Raw genomic sequence first — 21,522 nt, 5'->3', positions numbered from 1 at the left:
CTGAGTTAAATCTCTGGGGCCATGTACTTTGGCCCCCGACTCTTGGCTTGTTTAGTTCTTGGCTCGTTTAGAGAGCTTTCGCCATATCGCTGGTTAAATATTCTATCTCTACCCGGCGATTGGCGGCCCGGTCATCCGGAGTTGTGAAGGGTCGGCTTGAGCCCCAACTGGCAACGAGAATGCGCGATTCAGGCACCCCTTCCTGAACCAGAAACCTGACGACAGCGTTAGTTCGTTGTCGGGATAAAAAACGGTTGTAGTCCTCTGCGCCAAAATTATCAGAATGACCATGAATGCGAACGCTTACAGACGGATGCTGCTTCAGGTAGTCCGCATGCTGACGCATGATTGCCGTGTCTGAGCTTTCCAAAGCGTGCTTGTTAAAGCCGTAATGGAACCTCATGCGGTGTGGGCGCTGTGTGTCAGTAAAAAGATCCGCTGTATTAAAACTTGAGGCCACGGCTGCTTTAGCCATTAACTCCGGGTTGTCCAATACGAGTACAGTCATCTGCAGTGTCCTTGTTCCAGGTCTCTGGTTTTTCTTGTTATTCCCGCTCACTATTACCCAGAGTGGGAATAACGGTAATTGGCGGATGGTCTAGTGTACCTAGACCGTTTCGCTGAAAATCATTAAAGCGCGAAAATAAGACACTGGTATGATAGAAAACAGTTTTTCACGGACAGATTATGATGAATTGTGACCGCCCATGCTGATTATTCCTGCTGAGAATGCCATTAACTGGAAGCGCCCGCCCTGGGTGACCCTTGGGTTGATGTTCGCGTGTTTGTTGGTTTTCCTGTTTTATCAAGGAGGAGACAGTCGCAAACTTGAACAAGCAGTAGATGTTTATGTGGATGCTGGGCTGCCGCAACTGGAAGAGCCAGCTTATGAGGACTATCTGCAACGAAAAATCCGCTTTGAGGGCGAGGATGAGCGTGCTCTTGAGTTACGGCAGTTTCAGCAACTGAGAGAGGAAGGAGATGACTTCTGGCTTTCTGTCAGCCTGCTTATGGACCGTGAGTTCTACCAGTATTTGCTGCAAAATCGCGACATAATATGGGCGCCTGCAGAGCGTATGCACTGGTTGGAACAGCGCAGCATCATTGAAGAAACCTACATCCAACGCCTAAGTGCCAACCAGCTAGGGCTTGTCCCCGCAAAACTGTCGCTTTACACCCTGATTACCTACCAGTTCCTGCACGGCGGCTGGGGACATATTATCGGTAACTTGCTCTTCCTATTCCTGCTCGGTTTTACGGTAGAAAAAGCCCTTGGCCCGGGCCGGTTCTTGCTGGCTTATCTTGCCTGCGGTGCTTTGTCTGGCGTTGTTTTTACGGCCTTTTCGCTAGGAAGTTTTATTCCCTTGGTGGGGGCTTCCGGCTCTATTTCCGGCCTGATGGGAATGTATGTAGCCATCTATGGTCTGCAGAAAATCCGCTTCTTCTACTTCCTTGGCGTGTACTTTAATTATTTCCGTGCCCCTGCACTGGCCATCTTGCCCGTGTGGCTGGGTAAAGAAATCTACGACTACTGGTTTGCGGGCGCCACGGGCGTTGCCTACATGGCCCACGCTGGCGGTTTGCTAGCGGGCGCCGGACTGGTTTGGCTGCTAGGCAAAAGCTGGCTGCAGGTACGGGAAGAGTTTTTCGAGCCGGAAGAAAGTGAGCAAGACGAACGCTTTACCACCGGCTATGCCCAAGCTATGGCTAGCCTCGGGCGCATGGATTTTGATCTGGCCCGGCGCCAGTTTGAGGCATTGCGTGAGAACTACTCCGACCGGCCAATATTGCTGGAGCATCTGTATAACCTCGCCAAACTGCGCCCGGACTTACCTGAGTACCAGTCCCGCACCCGTGAATTAATGAACGATGCCCAGAGCCGTAGACAGCCAGAGCAGATGGTTGCCGTGTGGCAGGAATACCTGAGGAAAGGCGAGGAACACCACCCGCTTGCTGCGGAGGATCACAATAGAGTGTTGTTTGCCAGCCTAAAGCAGCACGACATGAAGGCGGCAGAAAAGGCTTTCGAGCGTTTGCGTGGAGCTGATGATCCGTTATTGACGTCAGAAGCCTGTCGTTTACTTGTAGAAGAGTTCGAGAAATTGCAGATGGCTCCGAAGGCCCAGCACTACCGTCAGCTGCTTCATGCAAGCTGATGGTTTACGGCAATCTGGGTGTGGTGCATTTCCAAAACACGCTGTGAATACCTCCCTGTACGCTCGGCTCCGCCATCCATGGCTCCGCACGGTTTTGGAAATGCACCACACCCAGATTGCCTAATCAGGCATTGCGAATGAAGCCCTGGGCCCCTTAAGCAATTCCCGCTTCTCAGCCTGCGCCAAAAACACCGGAACCTGTTCATGCAGTGGGTGGCTCTCACAGCGCTTCTGAATAAACGTTAAAAATGCCGTCGCCTTCTCCCACTGGTTCAGCCCGTTAGCAAGACTTTGCGCAACAAGCAGATAAGCCGGGGCCAGCTCATCGCTGTCTGGGAAGCGCTTATGGAAGTCCTGCAACAGCCGTATGGCGGGCTTATATTGACCCCGTTGATACAAGCAGCGGGCACAGCGCACGGCCAGCTCCGGGTCATCCAGTTTAAAGCCCGGCTCTGCCTGCTCCAGCATGACCAACACCGAGGTTATTCCGTCGCCGTCATTGCGGTCTGCCAGCCACCCCAGAATTCTGGGATGGTATTGATAAAGCTCCGTTGTATCATTTTTGGCTTTCAACAACTGGTACAACTGACCAATACGCACAGGGTCGTTGCGGTTACGTTTTAAGGCTTCCTTCAACATGCCCTGAACCCGATCATAGTTGCCGTCCTTTAGGTTCATATCAATATCCGCATCAAAGCGTGCACCGCGATCCCGTTGGTGCATATCCTCACCAGAGGGTTCATCATGAAGATCCGAAGCGAAGCCTAACTCTTCCTGATACTGGAATAGCAGGTAACCAAGCATATTGAACAGAATCAGAGTGAAGGTACTGTTCAAAAAGCCCGACAGAGGCTGTGAAAACCAAAACGGAAAGTGGTTGTATGCAAAGTCTTGAGCCACGCCTGAGGCGAGAGTCAGCAGAATAAGGTAACCGTACAAGAGGAAATAGGGGGTGCCAATGCGGGAGATGAGTACTGCTAAATTCATCGGGTTCACCGCAGCGCCCACAGAGCGCTCCATGGCCAACACCATAATGCTGGCGGGAAGCGCGAGAACCACGAAAGCCAGTGCCAGCAGCATTAGCAATGGGCCACCCACCATAGCGGCTGCGCCAACCAAACCGCCCATTACAATGAATACCAGCAATTGGAGAATAACAATGTTAAACCCGCTACCGGTGAAGGCCACTGAAACAGAGGGTGGCGCTAAATGGCCTTCCGCTGTGTGATTGATGACCGCATAGGTGTACTTGAACAGCGCCAATGCCAGCACCAACCAAATCACAATTCCAATTAGATTGGCAGGGGCCAAAAGCGGAACTAATGTGCAGATAGCAATAACAATCAGTGGGTCTGTGTGAAACGGATAGCGAAAAAACGATCCAATCCGGTTCCAGAAAGGTACAACTTCCGTCGCTGCACCCAAATACCGCATGGCTTTGCTGCATGAAGGGCAAAGCCCTCGTCGCTGCCGGGTGTCGGCATCGGGCATGCAGCGGGTGCAGTAATGCACTTGGCATTCGCCGCAGTGCCATTTGGCAGGGTCGCCGGGGTGGTAGTGACAATCGTGTTTCATATTTTGTGGCGATCCTGCTTCAGTATAAATAGGCTTTATGATCGCAAAAATGATGCTTAAAGAATATGCCGAAATGGCCGTAAATCCTTATGAAGCCCGCAGTCGTTGTATAAGGCTCATCTAAACTCCCATGGCGAAACTCACATTATGAAACCTGCCTCCGCCATTCTTATACTGACAGCCCTCGTGTTGGCCGCCGTTTTGCCGTTTTTTCAGGGGTTATCGAGTGAATGGGGCGGAACGTCTGGCTATTACGGCTATAAAACTGATGTGCCTGTTCCTCCGTTGCCCGGTGCGAGTGTGCCCGAGAAAGGGTTGAATGTGGTGTTTTTTGGTTATCGGAGTTGCGGCACTGTCTGCCCGCTGCAACTAATTAACCTAAAAGCTCTACACGATCAGTGGCTCGATCGACCCGTAAACTTTGTGTTTGTGACTCTGGACCCTGAAAACGACAGTCAGCGGGAGTTGAACCGGGTGATGGTGGCACTGGGCAAGAATTTTAGGGCGGTACGGCCAACTGATTTCCGGCAAGCTCAGGCGCTGGCTGATCGATATGGTGATTTTGCTACCAACGAAGGCGCAGTAACCGGAGAGATCAACCACGGGGCTAGACTCTACGTTGTAACAGAAGGCAACCGTAGACAGCTTTTATATGCCTCGCCCGAGTTGGATTTACCGCGGGTTAACGACGATCTTGCGCGGCTTATTGGCGTGGACCGAAGTTAAGCCGTAAATAGGGGTTTCGAACGAATTTTGAGCAAGCCAGCCTAACGCGGGTTTGGATGAGAGGTATACGTATGAATGCAACAAATGACATCCAAGGCCTGCAACAGCAAGACCTATTGCGAGTAGACCGTCACATGCTTTGGCTCTTACTGGCCCATGTGCCGGTAGTTGGCTTACTTGTGCCTTGGGGTTATGGAACCTACAGCTTTGCGCTCACAGCATCGTTGGCAATTGGAGCTCTGACCATCGCCGGTTACAGTTTTTTGCGTGGAACCCGTGCATGCGGCGTGCTTTTCTCTATGTGCCTGATGCTGTTCTCGGCCACCATGATTCAGGCCCAGTTAGGACGCATTGAAATGCATTTTCATATTTTTGCTGCTTTGGCGCTCACGATTGCCTACCGCGATTGGTTACCAGTGCTTGCTGCAGCTGGGTTGATCGCAGTGCACCATTTTGCATTGACGGCGCTACAGCTGTCAGAGGCTAGTGTTGGTGGTGTGCCAGTGATGCTATTCAACTATGGTTGTAGTTGGTCGATTACAGCAGTGCATGCCGTTTTTGTGGTGTTTGAGGCTGGTGTGTTGTCTTTTTTTGCAGTCAAGATGTTGGCTGAGCAAAGGCGTTCGTGGGAAATGATTGCACTGGTTAGTGCTTTTGACGATGAGCATGACCTGCGTGGCCGGCTTGCAAACGCAAATGGCGATCTTGCCGCTACTTCTTTTAATATGATGATGACGAAGTTTGCCGTGTTGATTGAATCTGTTCGGACGCTCTCCGGCCAGTTGCATGGCCGCGCTTCAGATCTCACGGCAGCCAGTGATTCAACTAACCGTATCATGGATGCACAGCAGGCTCAGACTGATCAGGCTGCCGCTGCTACTAACGAAATGACGGCAACCATTCAGGATGTGGCACGCAACGCTCAGTCTGCAGCTGAATCGGCGACCCACTCAGCGGGTGCATCTGCCGAGGGCACGCGCCACATTCAAAGCGCGATTGCCATGACGGAAGCCACGAATACAGCTCTGGTAGACTCTTCTCGAATGGTTACCGAGCTGGTAGAAAAGGTTCAGTCGATCGGTACGTTCATCGCTTCAATCAATGATATTTCAGACCAAACTAATTTGCTTGCCCTGAATGCTGCCATTGAGGCAGCGCGTGCGGGTGAGCATGGGCGTGGTTTCGCAGTCGTGGCTGATGAAGTGCGGAATTTGTCACGCCGCACTCAGGATTTCACCACCGAAATCCGTGCGACGATGGATGGGTTAGCGCATGTTTCTGAAGCCACTTTGGCAGCCATTGAGATGGGACAGACACGATCAAAAGAAACTCTGGGAGCAATGACTGAGACGGGCAGGGCGATTGCTGATATTGAAGCCGCGATTGCCGAAGTGAATGGCATGAATTTGCAAATAGCCTCGGCGACTGAGCAGCAGGCGGTCGCCTCGGGGCAAATTAACCAGAGCGTTCAAAAAGTTGCTGAACAGAGTCAGGATGTTGTGCAAGAAGCTGCAAAGTCTCAAACTATAGCTGCCGAAATTGGGCGCATGATTGCAGAAGTGGATACATTGATTGCTGACTACAAAACACGCTAGCCTCCGAACCCAGCGTGTTTTTGACTAATCAGGTATCCTGCCAGCGTTCACGAACTTCCAGAATGGCCGGTAGGCATTGGAAAAATGCCTCGACCAAATCTGGGTCAAATTGCTTCCCGGCCTGTTCACGAATTAGCCCGGTCGCTTTGTCTATCGGCCAGGCGCTTTTATAGGGACGCTCACTTGTCAGTGCATCGAACACGTCTGCGAGTGCGACAATTCTTGCAGATACGGGAATATCTGCCCCTTTGAGGCCTTTCGGATAGCCGCTGCCATCCCATTTTTCGTGGTGATTTAATGCAACTTCCCGGGCCATGTCGAGCAGGTTGGAACCGTCATCTCCAATAATCTCTGCTCCAATTTCAGGGTGTGTCTGCATCACGGCCCATTCGTCCGGGTCCAGCTTTCCGGGTTTTTGTAAAATAGCGTCGGGGATGCCGATCTTGCCAACATCATGCATGGGGGCAGCATTTAGTAAGGTCTCTGCCCAGTTTTCTCCAAAACCTGCTGCCAGCGCGATCAGTTTGGAGAAGTGGCTCATGCGGATAACGTGCAGCCCCGTCTCGTTATCTTTGTATTCGGCGGCTCGGCCCAGGCGTTGCACTACGGACAGGCGGGTTTTTACCAGCTCGTCCATGCGCACAAGCGATAGGTGGGTTTTGACCCGGGCACGAACAATGGCGGCATTCACGGGCTTGGCAATGTAATCCACAGCACCAAGAGCAAAGCCACGGGTTTCATCCTCGGAACCCGAGAGAGCAGTGACGAAGATAACCGGAATGTTGCTGGTTCGGTCTTCTGCCTTTAGCGTTTCACAGACGCTGTAACCGGTCATGCCCGGCATCATAACGTCGAGTAAAACCAAGTCTGGCCGTTCGCTCCTTGCCAGCTCAAGCGCGCGTTCACCGTCTTTTGCGAACAGTAAACGATACTGGTCAGACAATATGTTTCGAAGCACCTGGAGGTTTGCTGGCTCATCGTCAACCAAGAGAAGCGTTTTCATATCAGTCGGCATCAGCAAGGCTCCAGAGTTTTACGGAAGTTGATCAGTATGTCTGCGGCTTTTTCTGGCTCGAAGTCCTCCAGCAGCATCTCCATTGCTTCAACGCAATCAACTGGCAGTCCCGGCTTGAGCTTCTCTATGTCTTTATCCGGCATCTCGCCTTGACTCAAACGCTCAATTACGTGGTTCAGCAGCCCCGTATCCAGCGGCGTAGCGACAGTTTCCGGGGCACTCTCGAGCAGGTCGGGCTGTTGTCGGAGCCAGTCGTCGGCTGCATCAAAGTGGCGTTGTATGCTGTCCCATAAAGAGTCGGGCGCTGGTGCGCCGGTTTTCAACAGAGACTCCAGCTCTGCCAATGCGTTAGCGAGGTGTTTGAAGCCTAGATTGCCTGCAAGGCCCCGAAGCCTGTGTGCGGCAGCAGCTTGGTGATCGGTTTGCTGTCTTAGAGTCACGGGTTCGCTGTCCGGGTCATTCAGAAACCGGGCGGCCGCGCTACGGTGTTTCGCAGCGCTCGGCCAAAGCTGATTTAGAGTACTTTGATCAATGACCCCATTGGTGGCCTGAGCCGCGATTTTCTTTGGCTTGGCACTATCAACAGTACTCTCAATAGTACTATTAATGCCTAGCACCCTTGCCATTTCGTGGGTCAGGTGCGCCAGATCTATAGGCTTGGCGGCAAAACCGTCCATACCAGCTTGCAGGGCCTCGTGACGATCAGCTTCCAACACGCTGGCGGTGAGTGCAATCACCGGAGTATAACCCCGTTGCTCGGCCGCTTCGTATTGACGGATGGCGCGCGTGGCTTCGTGGCCATTCATTTCGGGCATTTGCACGTCCATCAAAACCAAGTCGAAGGTATCTTCGCGATAGAGCTCCAGTGCCTGTTGGCCGTTGTTGGCTGTCACCACCTGATGCTTTCGCTGGACCAAGAGTGTGGTCAGCAGTTCAAGGTTTTGTGATACGTCATCGGCAACCAGAATCCGCAATGGCGGTAGAGCAACTTCTTGCTCGGAGTGCTGTTCGTCGTCTACCGGTGCACCTATCTCAAGCGCTAAAGTTACCCGGAAAACAGAGCCCTTTCCGGGTGTGCTGGTTACGGTAATCTGCCCGCCCATTTGCTCCGCCAGTTGTCTGGCTATGGTGGTTCCAAGGCCGGTGCCACCAAAACGGCGGGTCATACTGGAGTCTGCCTGAGTAAAGGGTTCGAAGATTTTATCAAGGCGGTCCGCAGGGATGCCGACGCCGGTATCTTCAACCAAAATCACTACTTTCTCTGCTTCTGTGTAGTGAATTCTTAGGGTGACACCACCGGTTTGCGTGAATTTTACGGCGTTGCTTAACAGGTTCAAGATCACCTGCTGAATGCGCAAGGGGTCACCTTTGAAAAAATCCCCGGCCTGATAATCAAAGTTCAGATAAAGGCCTTTGCGGCCAGCGCTGAGTGATTGGGTTGCTATGATTTGTTCACAAAGTTGTCTGAGATTGAAATCCCGGATTTCAAACTCGATGTGACCGCCATCGAGCTTTGCTGAGTCCAGAATGTCGTTCAGCAGGCTCAGAAGTGATCTGGCAGAGGTTTTCACAACGCACAAGTGCCGTGCCTGAGCCTCTTGTAGAGGCGTGTCCAATACCAAGTCCGTGAAGCCGATGATGGCATTCATGGGCGTGCGTATTTCATGGCTCATGTTGGCCAAGAAGGCACTTTTAGCCGCAGCTGCTTGTTCCGCTTCCTCTTTGGCTTGCCGCAGCTCGGTTTCCATTTTGTGGCGTTCGGAGATGTCCGTTAAGAAGCCAACAAAGGTACTGATGCCGCCCAGCTTGGATTCGCCTATCGCAAGCAGAACGGGAACCTGATGGCCATCCTTATGGAGAGCCCACACCTCGCGGTTGGAGCCAATGATCTTGCGTTCTCCGGTACGCAGGTAGTTCTTCAGATAACTGTCATGGGCATCACGGTGGGGGTTGGGCATCAGCATGTTCACATTTTTTCCGATAACCTCTGCTGACTTGTAACCCAGAATCCTTTCGGCGGATTCGCTGAATGATAAAATGATGCCGCGGTCGGAAATCTTCACTATGCCATCCACAGCAGCGTCTAAAATAGCTTTGATTTCACTCGCTGTTTCTTGGCTTCGCCTCATTAGCGCCCAGTAACGGGCTAAGGCATTCACACTAGCGGCTAATAAACTGAGGCTAACGGTGATGAAGGCAATCGTAAGGGCAAGTGCAGTGTGGCGGTTACTGCCGGGAAGAAACCCTGGGTCGGGTTCGCCGATGAAACGAGCCGCCTCCATGGCGGTATAGTGCATACCGGCGATGGCCAACCCCATCACGATTCCGGCAAAAAGGCGGCGTTTGTATCCGCGCATGTTGGTTCTATGCCGCAGGCCGAAACTGATCCACAACGCCAAAGTGCCCAGCAGAACCGCAACAGCAATAGACAACACAAATAGAAATGGGTCGTACCTTAGAGCTGGCCCGATTTCCATCGCTGCCATACCCAGATAATGCATGGTTCCGATGCCTGCCCCAACAATCACGCCACCGCCCAGCAAGCGTGAGCGGGTTAGATCATGGCCAGAAAGCAAACTTAGGGCTACCCAAGACGCAAGCAGGCTGGGTGCCGCTGAAATTGCGGTAATCCAAGGGTGGTAGTGAACCATCGCGGGCATTTCGAAGGCCAGCATACCAATAAAGTGCATCGACCAGATGCCAAACCCTAGAGCCGCTGAGCCGCTGACTAAATGCAGGCGCTGTAGATGAGCCGTTGTACTGCGTCGCGCTGCTGCTGCAAGAGTGAGGGCCAGATACGATGCACCGATAGCAATAACTAGTGATAGAGCAACCAGAGCGGTGTCGTATTGGCCCGTCACCAACTTGTCGGCTGTGGGGTTGAGTACAAAAAAATGATCAAGCGCCAGCAATGCAGATTACCTGTTGAAAAATATAGTCAGCAAAAGTTTACCTTAACCCTAGGTGATGGGCTCGCAAATCATATTTCGTTTAAATTTTGTACGCTGGCAATGATTGCCTGAATACCGAACATTCACCAAAGTGAGGTTGAACTATAATTATTCGATGCAATAGTAGTAGTTGACTTCACATTCCCTGACTTTTGCGCCAGCCTGCTTGTCTGAGGTCGCAGCGCCAGCTGTAAAAGTGCTCGGATCATGACGAAGAACGGAGGCACAATTATGTCTAATAACAGCCTTGGCAAAGACAGCCTAAATACCCTCACCAGCCTGAGTGCTGGTGGAAAAACCTTTCATTATTACAGCCTGCCCAAAGCGGCCGAATCCCTTGGCGACATTAACCGTTTGCCATTTTCCCTGAAAGTCCTTTTGGAAAACCTGCTGCGCAACGAAGACGGCGTAACCGTGGATCAAAGCCACGTAGACGCCATGGTGCAGTGGCTGAAAGACAAACGCTCAGACACCGAGATTCAATTCCGCCCGGCCCGGGTGCTAATGCAAGACTTTACCGGTGTGCCCGGCGTCGTTGATTTGGCCGCCATGCGCGAGGCGGTTAAAAAGGCTGGCGGAGACCCTGCCCTGATCAACCCTCTGTCGCCTGTGGATTTGGTTATCGACCACTCGGTAATGGTTGACAGGTTCGGTAGCTCATCATCCTTTAACGATAACGTTGCCATTGAAATGCAGCGCAATGAGGAACGCTACGAGTTCCTGCGTTGGGGCCAGCAAGCCTTTGATAACTTCCGCGTGGTTCCGCCGGGAACGGGGATTTGTCATCAGGTAAACCTTGAGTATCTCGGCAAAACCGTGTGGCAAAAAGAGCAGGGCGACAAAACCATCGCCTACCCCGATACGCTGGTGGGTACAGACTCCCACACCACCATGATTAACGGCCTCGGTATTCTTGGCTGGGGTGTTGGTGGTATTGAAGCAGAAGCAGCCATGCTCGGCCAGCCCGTATCCATGCTGATACCAGAAGTGGTTGGTTTCAAAATGACGGGCAAGTTGCGCGAAGGCATCACGGCTACAGACTTGGTACTGACCGTTGTTGAGATGCTGCGCAAGAAAGGCGTGGTGGGCAAGTTCGTAGAATTCTACGGCGACGGCTTGAAAGATATGCCGATAGCGGATCGTGCCACCATTGCCAATATGGCGCCGGAATACGGCGCAACCTGCGGCTTTTTCCCAGTGGATGACCAAACCCTCACATACCTGCGCCTGACCGGTCGCGACGACGAGCAGATCGAGCTTGTGGAAGCTTACGCCAAAGCTCAGGGCTTGTGGCGCGAGCCAGGGCATGAGCCGGCTTACACGGCCACACTTGAGCTTGATATGGGAGATGTTGAGGCCAGCATGGCTGGGCCGAAGCGGCCTCAAGACCGGGTTGCCCTGAAGAACATGAAAGCGGCTTTTGAGTTGTTGATGGAAACCGCCGAGGGTGGCCCGGACGCACCTGAAAAGCGTGAAATGGAACTCAAATCGGAAGGCGGACAAACCGCCGTGGGCGTCGATAAAAGCTACCGTCACCCCTGTAGCCGCGAGCTGACTCTGGACGGGCAGGATACGCGTCTGGATCCTGGTGCAGTGGTGATTGCAGCCATCACCTCCTGTACCAATACATCCAACCCGAGCGTAATGATGGCTGCGGGTCTAGTGGCGCGCAAAGCTGTGGAGAAAGGGCTGAAAACCAAGCCTTGGGTGAAAACCTCTCTGGCGCCCGGCTCCAAAGTAGTGACCGAATATCTTGAAGCTGGCGGCTTTCAAGAGGACCTGAACAAGCTGGGCTTTGATCTGGTCGGTTACGGCTGTACCACCTGTATCGGTAACTCCGGCCCACTGCCGGATGAGGTTGAGAAAGCCATTACCGATGGAGATATAACGGTTGCATCGGTGTTGTCGGGTAACCGTAACTTTGAAGGCCGCATACATCCGCTGGTGAAAACCAACTGGTTGGCGTCGCCACCCTTGGTTGTAGCCTATGCATTAGCCGGTAACGTGCGCCTGAATCTGGCAGAAGAGCCGCTCGGTGAAGACCGGGACGGTAATCCGGTGTACCTGAAAGACCTGTGGCCAAGCCAGCAGGAAGTCGCTGAGGCTGTCGAAAAAGTCAAAACGGATATGTTCCGCACTGAATATGCTGCGGTGTTTGATGGCGATGCCACATGGCAGGCCTTGGAAGTGCCACAAACCAAAGTGTACACATGGTCTGAGGACTCCACTTACATCCAGCACCCGCCCTTCTTCGAAGGCATGGGGCCGGAGCCTGACCCGGTTGAGGATATTGTCGACGCGAATATTCTGGCTTTGCTAGGGGATTCGGTAACTACCGACCATATTTCTCCAGCCGGTTCCTTCAGTGCCGACAGTCCTGCAGGTAAATATTTGCAGGAGCGAGGGGTCGAGCCGAAAAACTTCAACTCCTATGGTTCCCGTCGCGGTAACCACGAGGTGATGATGCGCGGCACCTTTGCCAACGTGCGTATCCGCAACGAAATGCTGGATGGCGTTGAAGGTGGTTTCACCAAATTTGTACCCACCGGGGAGCAAATGCCGGTTTATGACGCCGCCATGAAGTATCAGGAACAGGGAACACCGCTTGTGGTGATTGCCGGTAAGGAATACGGAACCGGCTCAAGCCGCGACTGGGCTGCCAAGGGCACACGCTTGCTGGGCGTTCGTGCGGTGGTGGCGGAGTCTTATGAAAGGATTCACCGCTCTAACCTGATTGGTATGGGTGTAATGCCGCTGCAGTTCCCGGAAGGTGCAGACCGCAAGAGTCTGAAACTCACCGGTGAGGAGACCATCAGTATCAATGGATTGTCCGGTGATATAACGCCGGGCCAAACCTTGACCATGACGGTAACCTATAAGGATGGTTCCACTGCAACTTGCGATTTGAAATCGCGGATCGATACAGCCAACGAGGCGGTGTACTTCCACCACGGTGGCATCCTGCACTATGTGGTGCGTGAAATGCTCAAGTCTGCCTAAGCCGACGGCTTATTTGTTATAGATGAAGAGCTGGGCCGGCAGTCCCTTAAACGGGGGCTGCCGGTTTTTTTATGGATTGGTGTCGGCGATCGGAAGGCGCACCCAGAAACTGGCGCCTTGCTCTGGCATAGACTCAAAGCCGACTTCGCCTCCCATCACAGTAATGAGCTCGCGGGTTATGGCGAGGCCAAGCCCCGTCCCGCCTTGGCTGCGGGTGTCGGAACTGTCTGCCTGGGCAAAGCGCTGAAAAATCTGGTCCCGAAAGGCATCCGGAACGCCCTTGCCGCTGTCGTGCACGGTAATTGTAATTGTTGGCTTTCCTTCCGATATCTGCAGTTCAGCCGATACGTCGACGCGGCCTCGGTCGGGTGAGAATTTTATTGCGTTGGATATCAAATTATTGAACGCCTGCGATAGGCGCTGGCCGTCTACTACTATGTTGGTTTCTGGTATTTCCTGCGCAAGATGAATGGTGATCCCACGTTGTGCGCCATAAGGCTGGTTTGCATTGACCGCTTGCTCCAGCAGAGGCTGTAAGGGCTGGTGTTGCATATTGATGTTCAGCTTGCCTGCCACGAGCTTTTCAATGTCCAGAAGGTCGTCGATCAGCGTTGCCAATTGACGGGCATTGCGTTCGGCAATGGTTAACATACCCCGTGCTTTTGGCGAAAGTGCCCCGGTTGCACCACCTGCCACCAACCCGATAGCGCCAGTAATAGAAGTGAGTGGTGTACGCAGCTCGTGGCTAACGGTAGACACAAATTGGTTTTTCAGACGCTCGACTTTCTTGCGCTCGGAAATATCTTCCGCCAGTACCCAAAGCAGCTTCCGCCCTGAGGAATCATGTATCAGCATACTGTGCACGATTGCAGGGTAGGCGTTACCGTTGCAGTCGATAATTTCTTGCTCGATGGGGCCGAAATAGCCCTTTTGCTCTAATTGCCCTAGAGCTTCGGCACGTAATGAGTCCTTCATAGGTTTAAGCAGTTGGCGATAGCCCAGTTTCATGAACTCGTCTTTGCGATAGCCTGTTGAGTTCAGCAGAGCGGCATTTACATCGATGATTCCAGCCGTACGGTAATCCGCAAGAACGATACCCGAGGGTGCCAGCTCGAACAGGCGCCGTAATTGTTGCTCACTTTCCTGAAGAGCCAGCAGGGCGCGCTTTCTTTCGTGAATGTCTTCCAGATAGCCGTGCCAGAGAATACTGCCGTCTGGCAGTTTCTGTGGCGTTGAGTGGCCTTCAATCCAGCGTATGTTGCCATCTGGCCGACGTATTCGGAATTGGATAGACCAAGTGCTTAGCTGTCGGGATGACTCCTCGATGGTCGCGATCACAGTTGGGGCGTCTTCGGGGTCAATTATCGCAAACAGAGAGGCAGCATCTGTTTGGGCTTGAGTCGGAGTGACGCCGAAAGAACGCTCTATCCCCTTGCTGCTATAGGGAAAGCACATGCTGCCATCGGGATAACGGCGGAATTGGTACAGGCCGCCCGGTACCATATCCGCAAGCTGTTTGAGCATAACCAGAGATTCGCTCTGTTTCTCCAGCTCCTGATCCCGATAGTGAATGGCTAGTGCCCGGGCGCTGATCTGCTCCTCAGCACAGTCGGCGAGGTCGCGCAGGCATTGGCGGTCTTCTTCGCTGAGGGTGCGTGGCTTACGGTCGATAACACAGAGTGTGCCAAGGGCATAGCCATCTGCACTGTGCAAAGGCGTACCTACATAAAACCGGATATTCGGGCCGCCGGTGACCAGCGGGTTATCACGGAAGCGTTCGTCTTTTTGCGCATCCTCAACCACCAGCGCTTGGTTGTCGAAAAGGGCGTGGCCGCAAAAGGAGACGCTTCTAGGGGTTTCACTGACATCCAGTCCTATACAGGATTTGAACCATTGCCGGTCCCGGTCAACCAGAGAAATCACTGCGATGGGTGCGTCCAGAAGTCTAGCTGCCATGCGGGTGAGTCGGTCAAAGCGTGCTTCTGGCGGCGTGTCGAGAATTCGCAATTGATCCAGTGCCGCTTGCCGCTTACTTTCATCGGCCGGGAATTCGGGAGCTATCATGATGAGGTTCCCTCCGATGACGTTGTTTTGCTCAGGGGTAATTCAACCCAAAAATGCGCGCCATTTTTATTGTAATATCCAACGCTGCCGTTCAGCAGTTTGGCAAGCTGGCGACTGATTGCTAGGCCCAGCCCTGTGCCGCTAGTGGCGCGGGTAGTGCCTGTTTCTGCTTGAGCAAAGCGATTAAAAATCATCTTCTGAAAACCTCCTGGAACACCCTTACCCTGATCGCTGACAGTGATGCGGAGGGTGTTTTGACCGGTTTTTTCGGCACTGAGCGTCACCAGGCCATCTTTTGGCGAAAACTTGATGGCGTTGCTGACAAAATTATCAAGAATTTGCCGCAACCTGTGGCCATCGGTATGCAGAGAAATAGCAGGTATGTTGGGAGCAGCCAGCTTTACACCGAACTCTCGTGCCATTGCTTCATTGTCACCAACGGTTTCGGCGAGCAATGTCTGCAGATCTTCATCTTCAAAGCTTACGCGCAGTTTGCCGCTGGAAAGTTTGCTGAAATCGAGCATGTCGCCGATGAGTCTTTGCAGGCGTTCACCATTACGTAGGGCTAGCACCGTTAACTCCTTGGCGCGATCAGGTAGTTCGCCTGCAGTACCAGACTGTAGCAGGCGCAAGGCCCCATTCATTGAGGTTAAAGGAGTGCGTAATTCATGGCTGACATTGGAAACAAAGTTGTCTTTGAGTCGGTTGGTGGCGTCCCGTTCATCCATTAATTGGTTAAATGCCTCGGCTAAGTCACGCACCTCTGGAGCACCCTCTTGTAGTAGGCGCCGGGAAGACTCCGGTTTCTTGATCATTGAGCGTATGCGTCGAGTCATTTGGGAGAGAGAGGCGGTCGTAGAGCGAAGAGCAAGATAAGTTACCAGCAAGATGCACAAAGTTAGGCTGACGCTGAGCGCCACAAAGCGGTTGAACGCCTGTTGGGCAGGCGCAGTTGCCAGAGATTTTGGTACAGCACGTATAAAAAGCCAGCCTAAACGCTGTAAGTGACTGGTTGCATAGATCAGTGTCTCCCCCGAGCTGATCTCAACCTCTCCAAAACTGACGCCCGAAAGGGCGGCATCAATCAGTAAATTCTCTCCGGGGTCGGGTAGGTTCTCGATTGCTTTGCCGTTGGGGGACCCCTCTATAAACAAGAAGTTAGACGAGTCGACTACCAGAGAGATGGCGTCTTGGCTGGTGCTATTTCGAATGCTGTCAGGTATCAGAAGCGACTGATGCATCTTCATGGTGCCGGTAACGAAGCCCAGAAGTTCTCCGTTATCACTCTCGATAGGTGCAATAAATACCATCAGGGGTATGCCTGTTGCGCGGCCTATCAAGGGGCGGCTGATCACGGGGCGGCGGGTTGTCATGGCTTCCCGCCAGTGGGGCCGGTCTGCGTAATTGGTGCCTACCCTGTCCGGAACAAACGTGTTTTCCGCAATGAGCGTGGCGTTAGCGTTTGAAACGGTAAGGCTATGGGGGAATAGCTCACTCAGCTTTTGCTGCTTTTTGAGCAGGCTCGTGAGTTGCGCTTCAGGTAGCAACTGATCATCTTGGCTTAGAATGCTTGCGAACTGAGCCAGAGCATTGGTTCGGAGCTCCAGATCCTGACTGACTAAGCTTGAAATGTGGGCGGTTTCGTTTGCCTGTTGTGCGGACAAATTGGTTGCAAAGTCTTCCAGCAATGCGGTGTAAGCCACGTAGATAGCAGAACCAACGGTAGCGAAGCAACCAAGCATAACAATGATGGCAAGGCGGGTACCTAGAGATAAGTGGGTCAAAACGCGCTCCTGTCTGGCAATTTTCTCCAAAACTTGCTTTGATTGAACAGTAATCGAACCAGAATTCACAGCGTTTGCGCGCGATATTTAATAACAAGAGCCTTTATGCCTAAAAGCCTCTCTTCCGATGTGCGGAAAAAACTGGAGACCCTTCGCAACCGTTTCCGGGATAAAACGATCGGTGATATTCAAGGGCTGGTTGCTAATATCCAAAACGCGTCACAGCGCTCCGAGGCTGTTAACGAGCTGGTTGCCGCCTATCAATTATTACATCGGCTTGCCGGATCAGCGGGCACTTTGGGCTTTACCCAGCTTGGCGAACAGGCCCGCAAGCTTGAGATTGCAATAAAGCCCTTAGCCGAGCAGGTAACCGAAGGAGTAGACAGCGAACGCATTCGGCTTCAGTTGCAACAGCTGTTGGATGGCGGCTATGAACGTGACATTTCAAGCCTCGGTAGCCTTTTGGGTGCAGCCGAACCGGTATCCGCCCAGTGGCATAAGCCTAAACCAGCGGAGGCCGATCGCCAGTCGGTTGTATTGATCCTAGAGCCGGATCAGTTGCTTAAAGATCAGATTACGCAGGGTTTGGCGTTGTATGGATACCAAATACGCAGTCTGAGTAGTGGGGAACAGTGGCCGGACAGCATGGACGATGTTGATCTGGTGATGATCAGAGATACATTGTTACAAGATGAGGGTGCAGCCTGGCTGTCTAAGCTTCGAAGCCTTCCAGTGATTTGTTTTAGTGGCGCCCATGACTTTACTACGCGCTACCGGCTGGCTTCTTTGGGTATTGATGCTTGTGTGGATGAGCCCCACGACATTCCTGCGCTCGCAGACCGGGTAGAGCAGCTTCTGGCAGAAGGGCTGGCAACGCTCACCGGGCGAGTGATGATTGTGGACGATGATATAGAACTGCTGGAACACTATCGGTTGGTTCTTACCAGTGGCGGCTTGCAGGTTCGGGCGCTGGATGACCCATCCCGCTTATTGTCGGAACTGGCGGATTTTCGGCCGGATATTCTGTTGATGGATGTGCAGATGGGCCAGTACTATGGCCCAGTGTTGGCTCGTATGCTGCGGTTTCAAGCTGAATGGCTGAGCCTGCCTATTATTTTCTTTTCGTCTGAAGAAGACCGCGACCTGCAACTGGATGTACTTGCGCGGGGCGGTGATGACTTTGTGACCAAACCCGTCTCAGATCAGTTTTTGGTTCGCACTGCGAGAATACGCTGTTATCGTGCCCGGCAGCTCGATAAGCTGGTATCTCTCGACAGCCTCACCGGCCTATTAAAGCACGCCCTAGCCAAAACCGAACTCAACCGCGAGCACGCACGCTGCGCCCGCTACGGTCATAATTCGGTGGTTGCGATGCTGGACTTGGATCACTTTAAGCAGGTCAATGACTCCTACGGTCATGGCACTGGTGACGTGGTGATTAAGGCTTTGTCCAACCTGTTGCGCCACCGGCTACGTAGCACCGACATTATCGGCCGCTACGGAGGCGAGGAGTTTGTGCTTGTGATGCCGGAGTGCACCATGGACGAAGCCGTAGACATACTCGAAGCACTTTGCCAGGATTTCGCCCGGCTGGTGTTCAATGCCGGAAGCACGGAGTTTTCGGTAACTTTCAGTGCCGGTGTTGCTACCCTCAACGCTTATGAATCCGGTGAGCAGGCTATTGAAGCCGCCGACAAAGCTTTGTATCAACGCAAGCGCGCCGGGCGTAATGGCGTTACTCTGGCCGCTGGTGACCTATCTTGATGATTATTTGCAAATTCAGAGCGTCATTATGGATGTTTTGATTCTCGAAGATGATGAATTGGTTGGCGATCTACTCGAGACCGTTGTGGCGGGCGCCTATCCCGGTGCGTCTATTAAGCTATGTACCCTGATACAATCGGCAATAAGCAGTTGGCAGAAAAAGCCGGCGGACCTAGTGATTGCTGACTGGAACCTGCCGGATGGCTCAGGGCTTGAGTTGATTCGCGCAGTGCGGAACACGAGCCGTGATGTCCCAGTGCTTATGATCAGTGGCCGCGCAGACCGTGACTCCATTTTGGCCGCGGCCCATCTGGGTATTAGCGGTTACGTCAGCAAGCCATTTCAAGTGGACGTTCTACATCAACGGCTGACAGCTCTGGTGCCCAGCTCAATCGATCTTGGCGATACGTCAAGTAATACGCTGGAAGACAAAATGGAGGCGGCCTGCAATTCTGCGATCCAACTACCAGGACAGATCGACACCGGTGAAATTCTTGCACTCATAGAAAAGCGAGATGAGTTGGATGCCATAGCCTTGGCGGAACACTGGAAAAAAGAGCCATCCCTAAGTGCAAAAATGCTGGATGTGGCGAACAGCGCGTCTTTTCGCCGTTCCGGCACACCGGTAAAAACGCTCAGGGAAGCCATCAGTGTGATTGGCGTTGCTATGGCCCTTAATCAAGCTTTGGCCCTTTCTCTGGATATTTCGGGAAAGCTCGCTTGTTCACGCTTGTCGGAGCGTGCACGCCAAGAGCAGGAGCAGGCGTTGCAGGTGGCGGAGTCTGCCCGGGCTTTGGCTCAACGAATTGGCGATAAACCAGCGATCTACTACACTGCTGGCCTGTTGAGCAGGGCTGGTGAGTTGGCTGCGCTGAAAGTTTTACAGAACCATTCTGATGAATCCGGTGATCCTCCCGAAATAGAACAGATTGACTCTGCACTTGCCTATTGGGCGGAAAAGCTTGGAAACCGAATCAAAGTGCAGTGGCGCTTACCGCTTGATCTTCGAGAGCTTATTGGTGCCGTATATTTTGTTAGCAGAAGCAATGTTAGCCAGTCTAAGTTGGTTATGCGCACTGCGGCGCTACTAGCAGCCGAACAGGCAGATAGCCCCGAGTGCCGCATACTGTTGCGACGGCTAGGTATTGAAAACCGAGAAGACAGCCAAGAGGGCAGTCGAAATGGCACCTGAAAGCTTAAAGCGTATTTTGATGGTTGAAGACGAGCCGGATATCCGAACGGTTGCGGAACTGGCTTTGGAGGCCATTGGCGGATTTGAGCTTACGGCATGTGAGTCGGGGCAACAGGCGTTGGAAAAAATAGAAGAATGCAGGCCTCAGTTGATTGTGCTGGATGTCATGATGCCCTGCATGGATGGCCCGGCTACTTTGCAGGCGATTCGTGCCTTGCCGGACTACGCCAAAGTGCCAGCAGTGTTCATGACTGCAAAAGTCCAGAGTAATGAAGTTCAGAGCTACCTCGCATTGGGTGCGGCCGGTGTTATCCCAAAACCCTTTGACCCACTCACACTGGCTGATCAGATCAGGGAGATCTGGAACGAGGCTCATGCAATCGGTTAAGCTTCTGCCGTTTTTACTGTCACCGTCGCAAAAGGCTGTTATGTCGTCCTCTCGCAATAACGATGAAACCAAAGCTAAGCTTAATCTGGAAACTTCCCGCATACGCTGGCACGAGTTACAAACTTATTATGCCCGAGGCCAGGTTGTACGCGTCGGCAAAGCTCTGGATTTGTTAGATGTAGCCTCCGAGCTTACTGCAGATAACCGTGCACTGTTTGAGCAGTGGCTTGCTGCAGGTGATGTGGGCGATGTGCCTCCCGACATGGCGCGAGCTTGGTACGACCGTGATGCCGAACTCTGGGCTGTGGTTGTGGCGCCTTGGGTGCTGGTACAGGACCGCACAGAAGCCTCTCTGCCCTCTGGGTCTTCCAAGCCTTCCGGCTCGTCGGTGCATTAGTGTTTACCGACGCTTTATTGATTCTTGCCCCACTTTTTTTAGGCTTCGCTTTGGCGCTGAAAAACCGGCGGCTTATGACTGGAATCCACTACACGGTCGAAGCGCTGGTGTACTTTATTCTGGCATTGCTGGGGTTAGGCTTGGGCCAGATGGAAGGCTTGTCTAGCCAACTTGGCACCATGGCCAGCCAAATGTCCGTTCTGGTGGTTGTTCTGTTCGTAGCGAATATGGCCGGACTGTGGTTATTTCATCGATGGCAGCCCATGGTGCCCGAACATCGGGATGGGTCTGCGGGAAATACCGGCTATGTGCGGCTTTTCATGGCGGCCCTGAAGCCTCTGCTTGCGGTGTTTGTGGGGCTGATTTTAGGTTATTTCTTGCTGCCAGCACTGCCGCAGGCGGAGCAACTGGCTACCTGGTCGCTTATGTTGCTGTTGTTCCTGATTGGTCTGCAATTGCGCAATGCCGGGCTTTCGTTGCGAAAACTGTTGATGAACACACAGGGCTTGGGGATCGCATTCATGCTTGTGCTCAGCTCTTTGCTGGGTGGCGTGCTGCTGATTCCGGTGTTGGGCTTGCCGTGGAACGAGGTGCTGGCCCTAGCTTCGGGGTTTGGCTGGTATTCTCTCTCGGGCATTGTGATCGGGGAAGCCCTTGGGCCTGCCTGGGGCGGTGTGGCTTTTCTGAACGATGTACTGCGCGAGATCATTGCCCTTGCCATCATTCCCTTGCTGATAGGCAGTCGGCCAGCTATGGCTATTGGTTATGGCGGGGCTACATCCATGGATTTTACCTTGCCGGTGATTCGCAGCAGTGGAGGCCTGAGCTGTGTGCCAGTGGCCATTGCATCGGGCTTTTTGCTGTCGTTTTTATCGCCGGTTCTAATGGGTGTTTTCTTATCGCTAAGTTAAGTCG

General features: G+C 52.9%; 15 protein-coding genes. 9 read left to right on the top strand and 6 right to left on the bottom strand.

Translation table 11 applies throughout. The features are described 5' to 3' along the window. Window positions 1-67: 67 nt before the first annotated feature. Window positions 68-508: an OmpA family protein gene (locus MWU62_RS06490; RefSeq protein WP_247114081.1), complete on the bottom strand. Its 441-nt coding sequence runs from the start codon at window positions 506-508 to the stop codon at window positions 68-70. Between the two features lie 199 nt (window positions 509-707). Here MWU62_RS06490 and MWU62_RS06485 point away from each other — a divergent pair, with 199 nt between their 5' ends. After that, window positions 708-2,156 carry a rhomboid family intramembrane serine protease gene (locus tag MWU62_RS06485; RefSeq protein WP_247114080.1) on the top strand — a complete coding sequence of 483 codons (1,449 nt, stop codon included), beginning with the start codon at window positions 708-710 and terminating at the stop codon, window positions 2,154-2,156. Between the two features lie 120 nt (window positions 2,157-2,276). On the opposite strand, the gene MWU62_RS06480 is transcribed toward MWU62_RS06485, so the two are convergent. After that, the gene (locus MWU62_RS06480) at window positions 2,277-3,731 is read right to left on the bottom strand and encodes a hypothetical protein (RefSeq protein WP_247114079.1); all 1,455 of its coding nucleotides are present in this window, start codon (window positions 3,729-3,731) and stop codon (window positions 2,277-2,279) included. Window positions 3,732-3,878: 147 nt separating this feature from the next. Here MWU62_RS06480 and MWU62_RS06475 point away from each other — a divergent pair, with 147 nt between their 5' ends. Both MWU62_RS06475 and MWU62_RS06470 read left to right on the top strand, forming a co-directional pair. Continuing rightward, window positions 3,879-4,457, top strand: a complete 579-nt coding sequence (locus tag MWU62_RS06475) for an SCO family protein (protein WP_247114078.1) — start codon at window positions 3,879-3,881, stop codon at window positions 4,455-4,457. A gap of 71 nt (window positions 4,458-4,528) precedes the next feature. Then, window positions 4,529-6,052 carry a methyl-accepting chemotaxis protein gene (locus MWU62_RS06470; RefSeq protein WP_247114077.1) on the top strand — a complete coding sequence of 508 codons (1,524 nt, stop codon included), beginning with the start codon at window positions 4,529-4,531 and terminating at the stop codon, window positions 6,050-6,052. 28 nt (window positions 6,053-6,080) lie between these two features. On the opposite strand, the gene MWU62_RS06465 is transcribed toward MWU62_RS06470, so the two are convergent. Both MWU62_RS06465 and MWU62_RS06460 read right to left on the bottom strand, forming a co-directional pair. Beyond that, on the bottom strand, window positions 6,081-7,067 hold the full coding sequence (locus MWU62_RS06465; RefSeq protein ID WP_247114076.1) for a two-component system response regulator: 987 nt from the start codon (window positions 7,065-7,067) through the stop codon (window positions 6,081-6,083). After that, the gene (locus MWU62_RS06460; protein WP_247114075.1) at window positions 7,067-9,979 is read right to left on the bottom strand and encodes an MHYT domain-containing protein; all 2,913 of its coding nucleotides are present in this window, start codon (window positions 9,977-9,979) and stop codon (window positions 7,067-7,069) included. The genes MWU62_RS06465 and MWU62_RS06460 overlap by 1 nt, the downstream gene beginning before the upstream one ends. A 270-nt stretch (window positions 9,980-10,249) precedes the next feature. Between MWU62_RS06460 and acnA the strand changes: the two genes are divergently transcribed. Then, window positions 10,250-13,018: an aconitate hydratase AcnA gene (gene acnA, locus MWU62_RS06455; protein WP_247114074.1), complete on the top strand. Its 2,769-nt coding sequence runs from the start codon at window positions 10,250-10,252 to the stop codon at window positions 13,016-13,018. Window positions 13,019-13,087: 69 nt separating this feature from the next. Here the strand turns inward: acnA and MWU62_RS06450 are convergent, their stop codons facing one another. Both MWU62_RS06450 and MWU62_RS06445 read right to left on the bottom strand, forming a co-directional pair. Next, window positions 13,088-15,082, bottom strand: coding sequence for an ATP-binding protein (locus MWU62_RS06450; protein ID WP_247114073.1), 1,995 nt, complete (start codon window positions 15,080-15,082; stop codon window positions 13,088-13,090). After that, window positions 15,079-16,866, bottom strand: a complete 1,788-nt coding sequence (locus MWU62_RS06445; RefSeq protein ID WP_247114072.1) for an ATP-binding protein — start codon at window positions 16,864-16,866, stop codon at window positions 15,079-15,081. The genes MWU62_RS06450 and MWU62_RS06445 overlap by 4 nt, the downstream gene beginning before the upstream one ends. Before the next feature lie 105 nt (window positions 16,867-16,971). Here MWU62_RS06445 and MWU62_RS06440 point away from each other — a divergent pair, with 105 nt between their 5' ends. Genes MWU62_RS06440 through MWU62_RS06420 form a run of 5 tightly spaced genes read left to right on the top strand, consistent with a single transcriptional unit; the run spans window position 16,972 to window position 21,518 of the window. Then, on the top strand, window positions 16,972-18,630 hold the full coding sequence (locus MWU62_RS06440; protein WP_247114071.1) for a diguanylate cyclase: 1,659 nt from the start codon (window positions 16,972-16,974) through the stop codon (window positions 18,628-18,630). Beyond that, a complete protein-coding gene (locus tag MWU62_RS06435; RefSeq protein ID WP_247114070.1) occupies window positions 18,596-19,822 on the top strand; it encodes an HDOD domain-containing protein in 1,227 nt (408 codons plus the stop codon). Before MWU62_RS06440 ends, MWU62_RS06435 begins: the two co-directional genes overlap by 35 nt. Further along, complete coding sequence (locus tag MWU62_RS06430; RefSeq protein ID WP_247114069.1) at window positions 19,812-20,210, top strand: response regulator; 399 nt, start codon at window positions 19,812-19,814, stop codon at window positions 20,208-20,210. The genes MWU62_RS06435 and MWU62_RS06430 overlap by 11 nt, the downstream gene beginning before the upstream one ends. 40 nt (window positions 20,211-20,250) lie before the next feature. Beyond that, a complete protein-coding gene (locus MWU62_RS06425) occupies window positions 20,251-20,607 on the top strand; it encodes a DUF2288 domain-containing protein (RefSeq protein WP_200362848.1) in 357 nt (118 codons plus the stop codon). Continuing rightward, the gene (locus tag MWU62_RS06420; protein ID WP_200362408.1) at window positions 20,607-21,518 is read left to right on the top strand and encodes a LysO family transporter; all 912 of its coding nucleotides are present in this window, start codon (window positions 20,607-20,609) and stop codon (window positions 21,516-21,518) included. The genes MWU62_RS06425 and MWU62_RS06420 overlap by 1 nt, the downstream gene beginning before the upstream one ends. Window positions 21,519-21,522: the final 4 nt, after the last annotated feature.

Source organism: Marinobacter sp. S6332 (assembly GCF_023016045.1).
Taxonomy (GTDB): Bacteria; Pseudomonadota; Gammaproteobacteria; order Pseudomonadales; family Oleiphilaceae; genus Marinobacter.
This window is presented reverse-complemented; position numbering and strand designations above follow the sequence as displayed.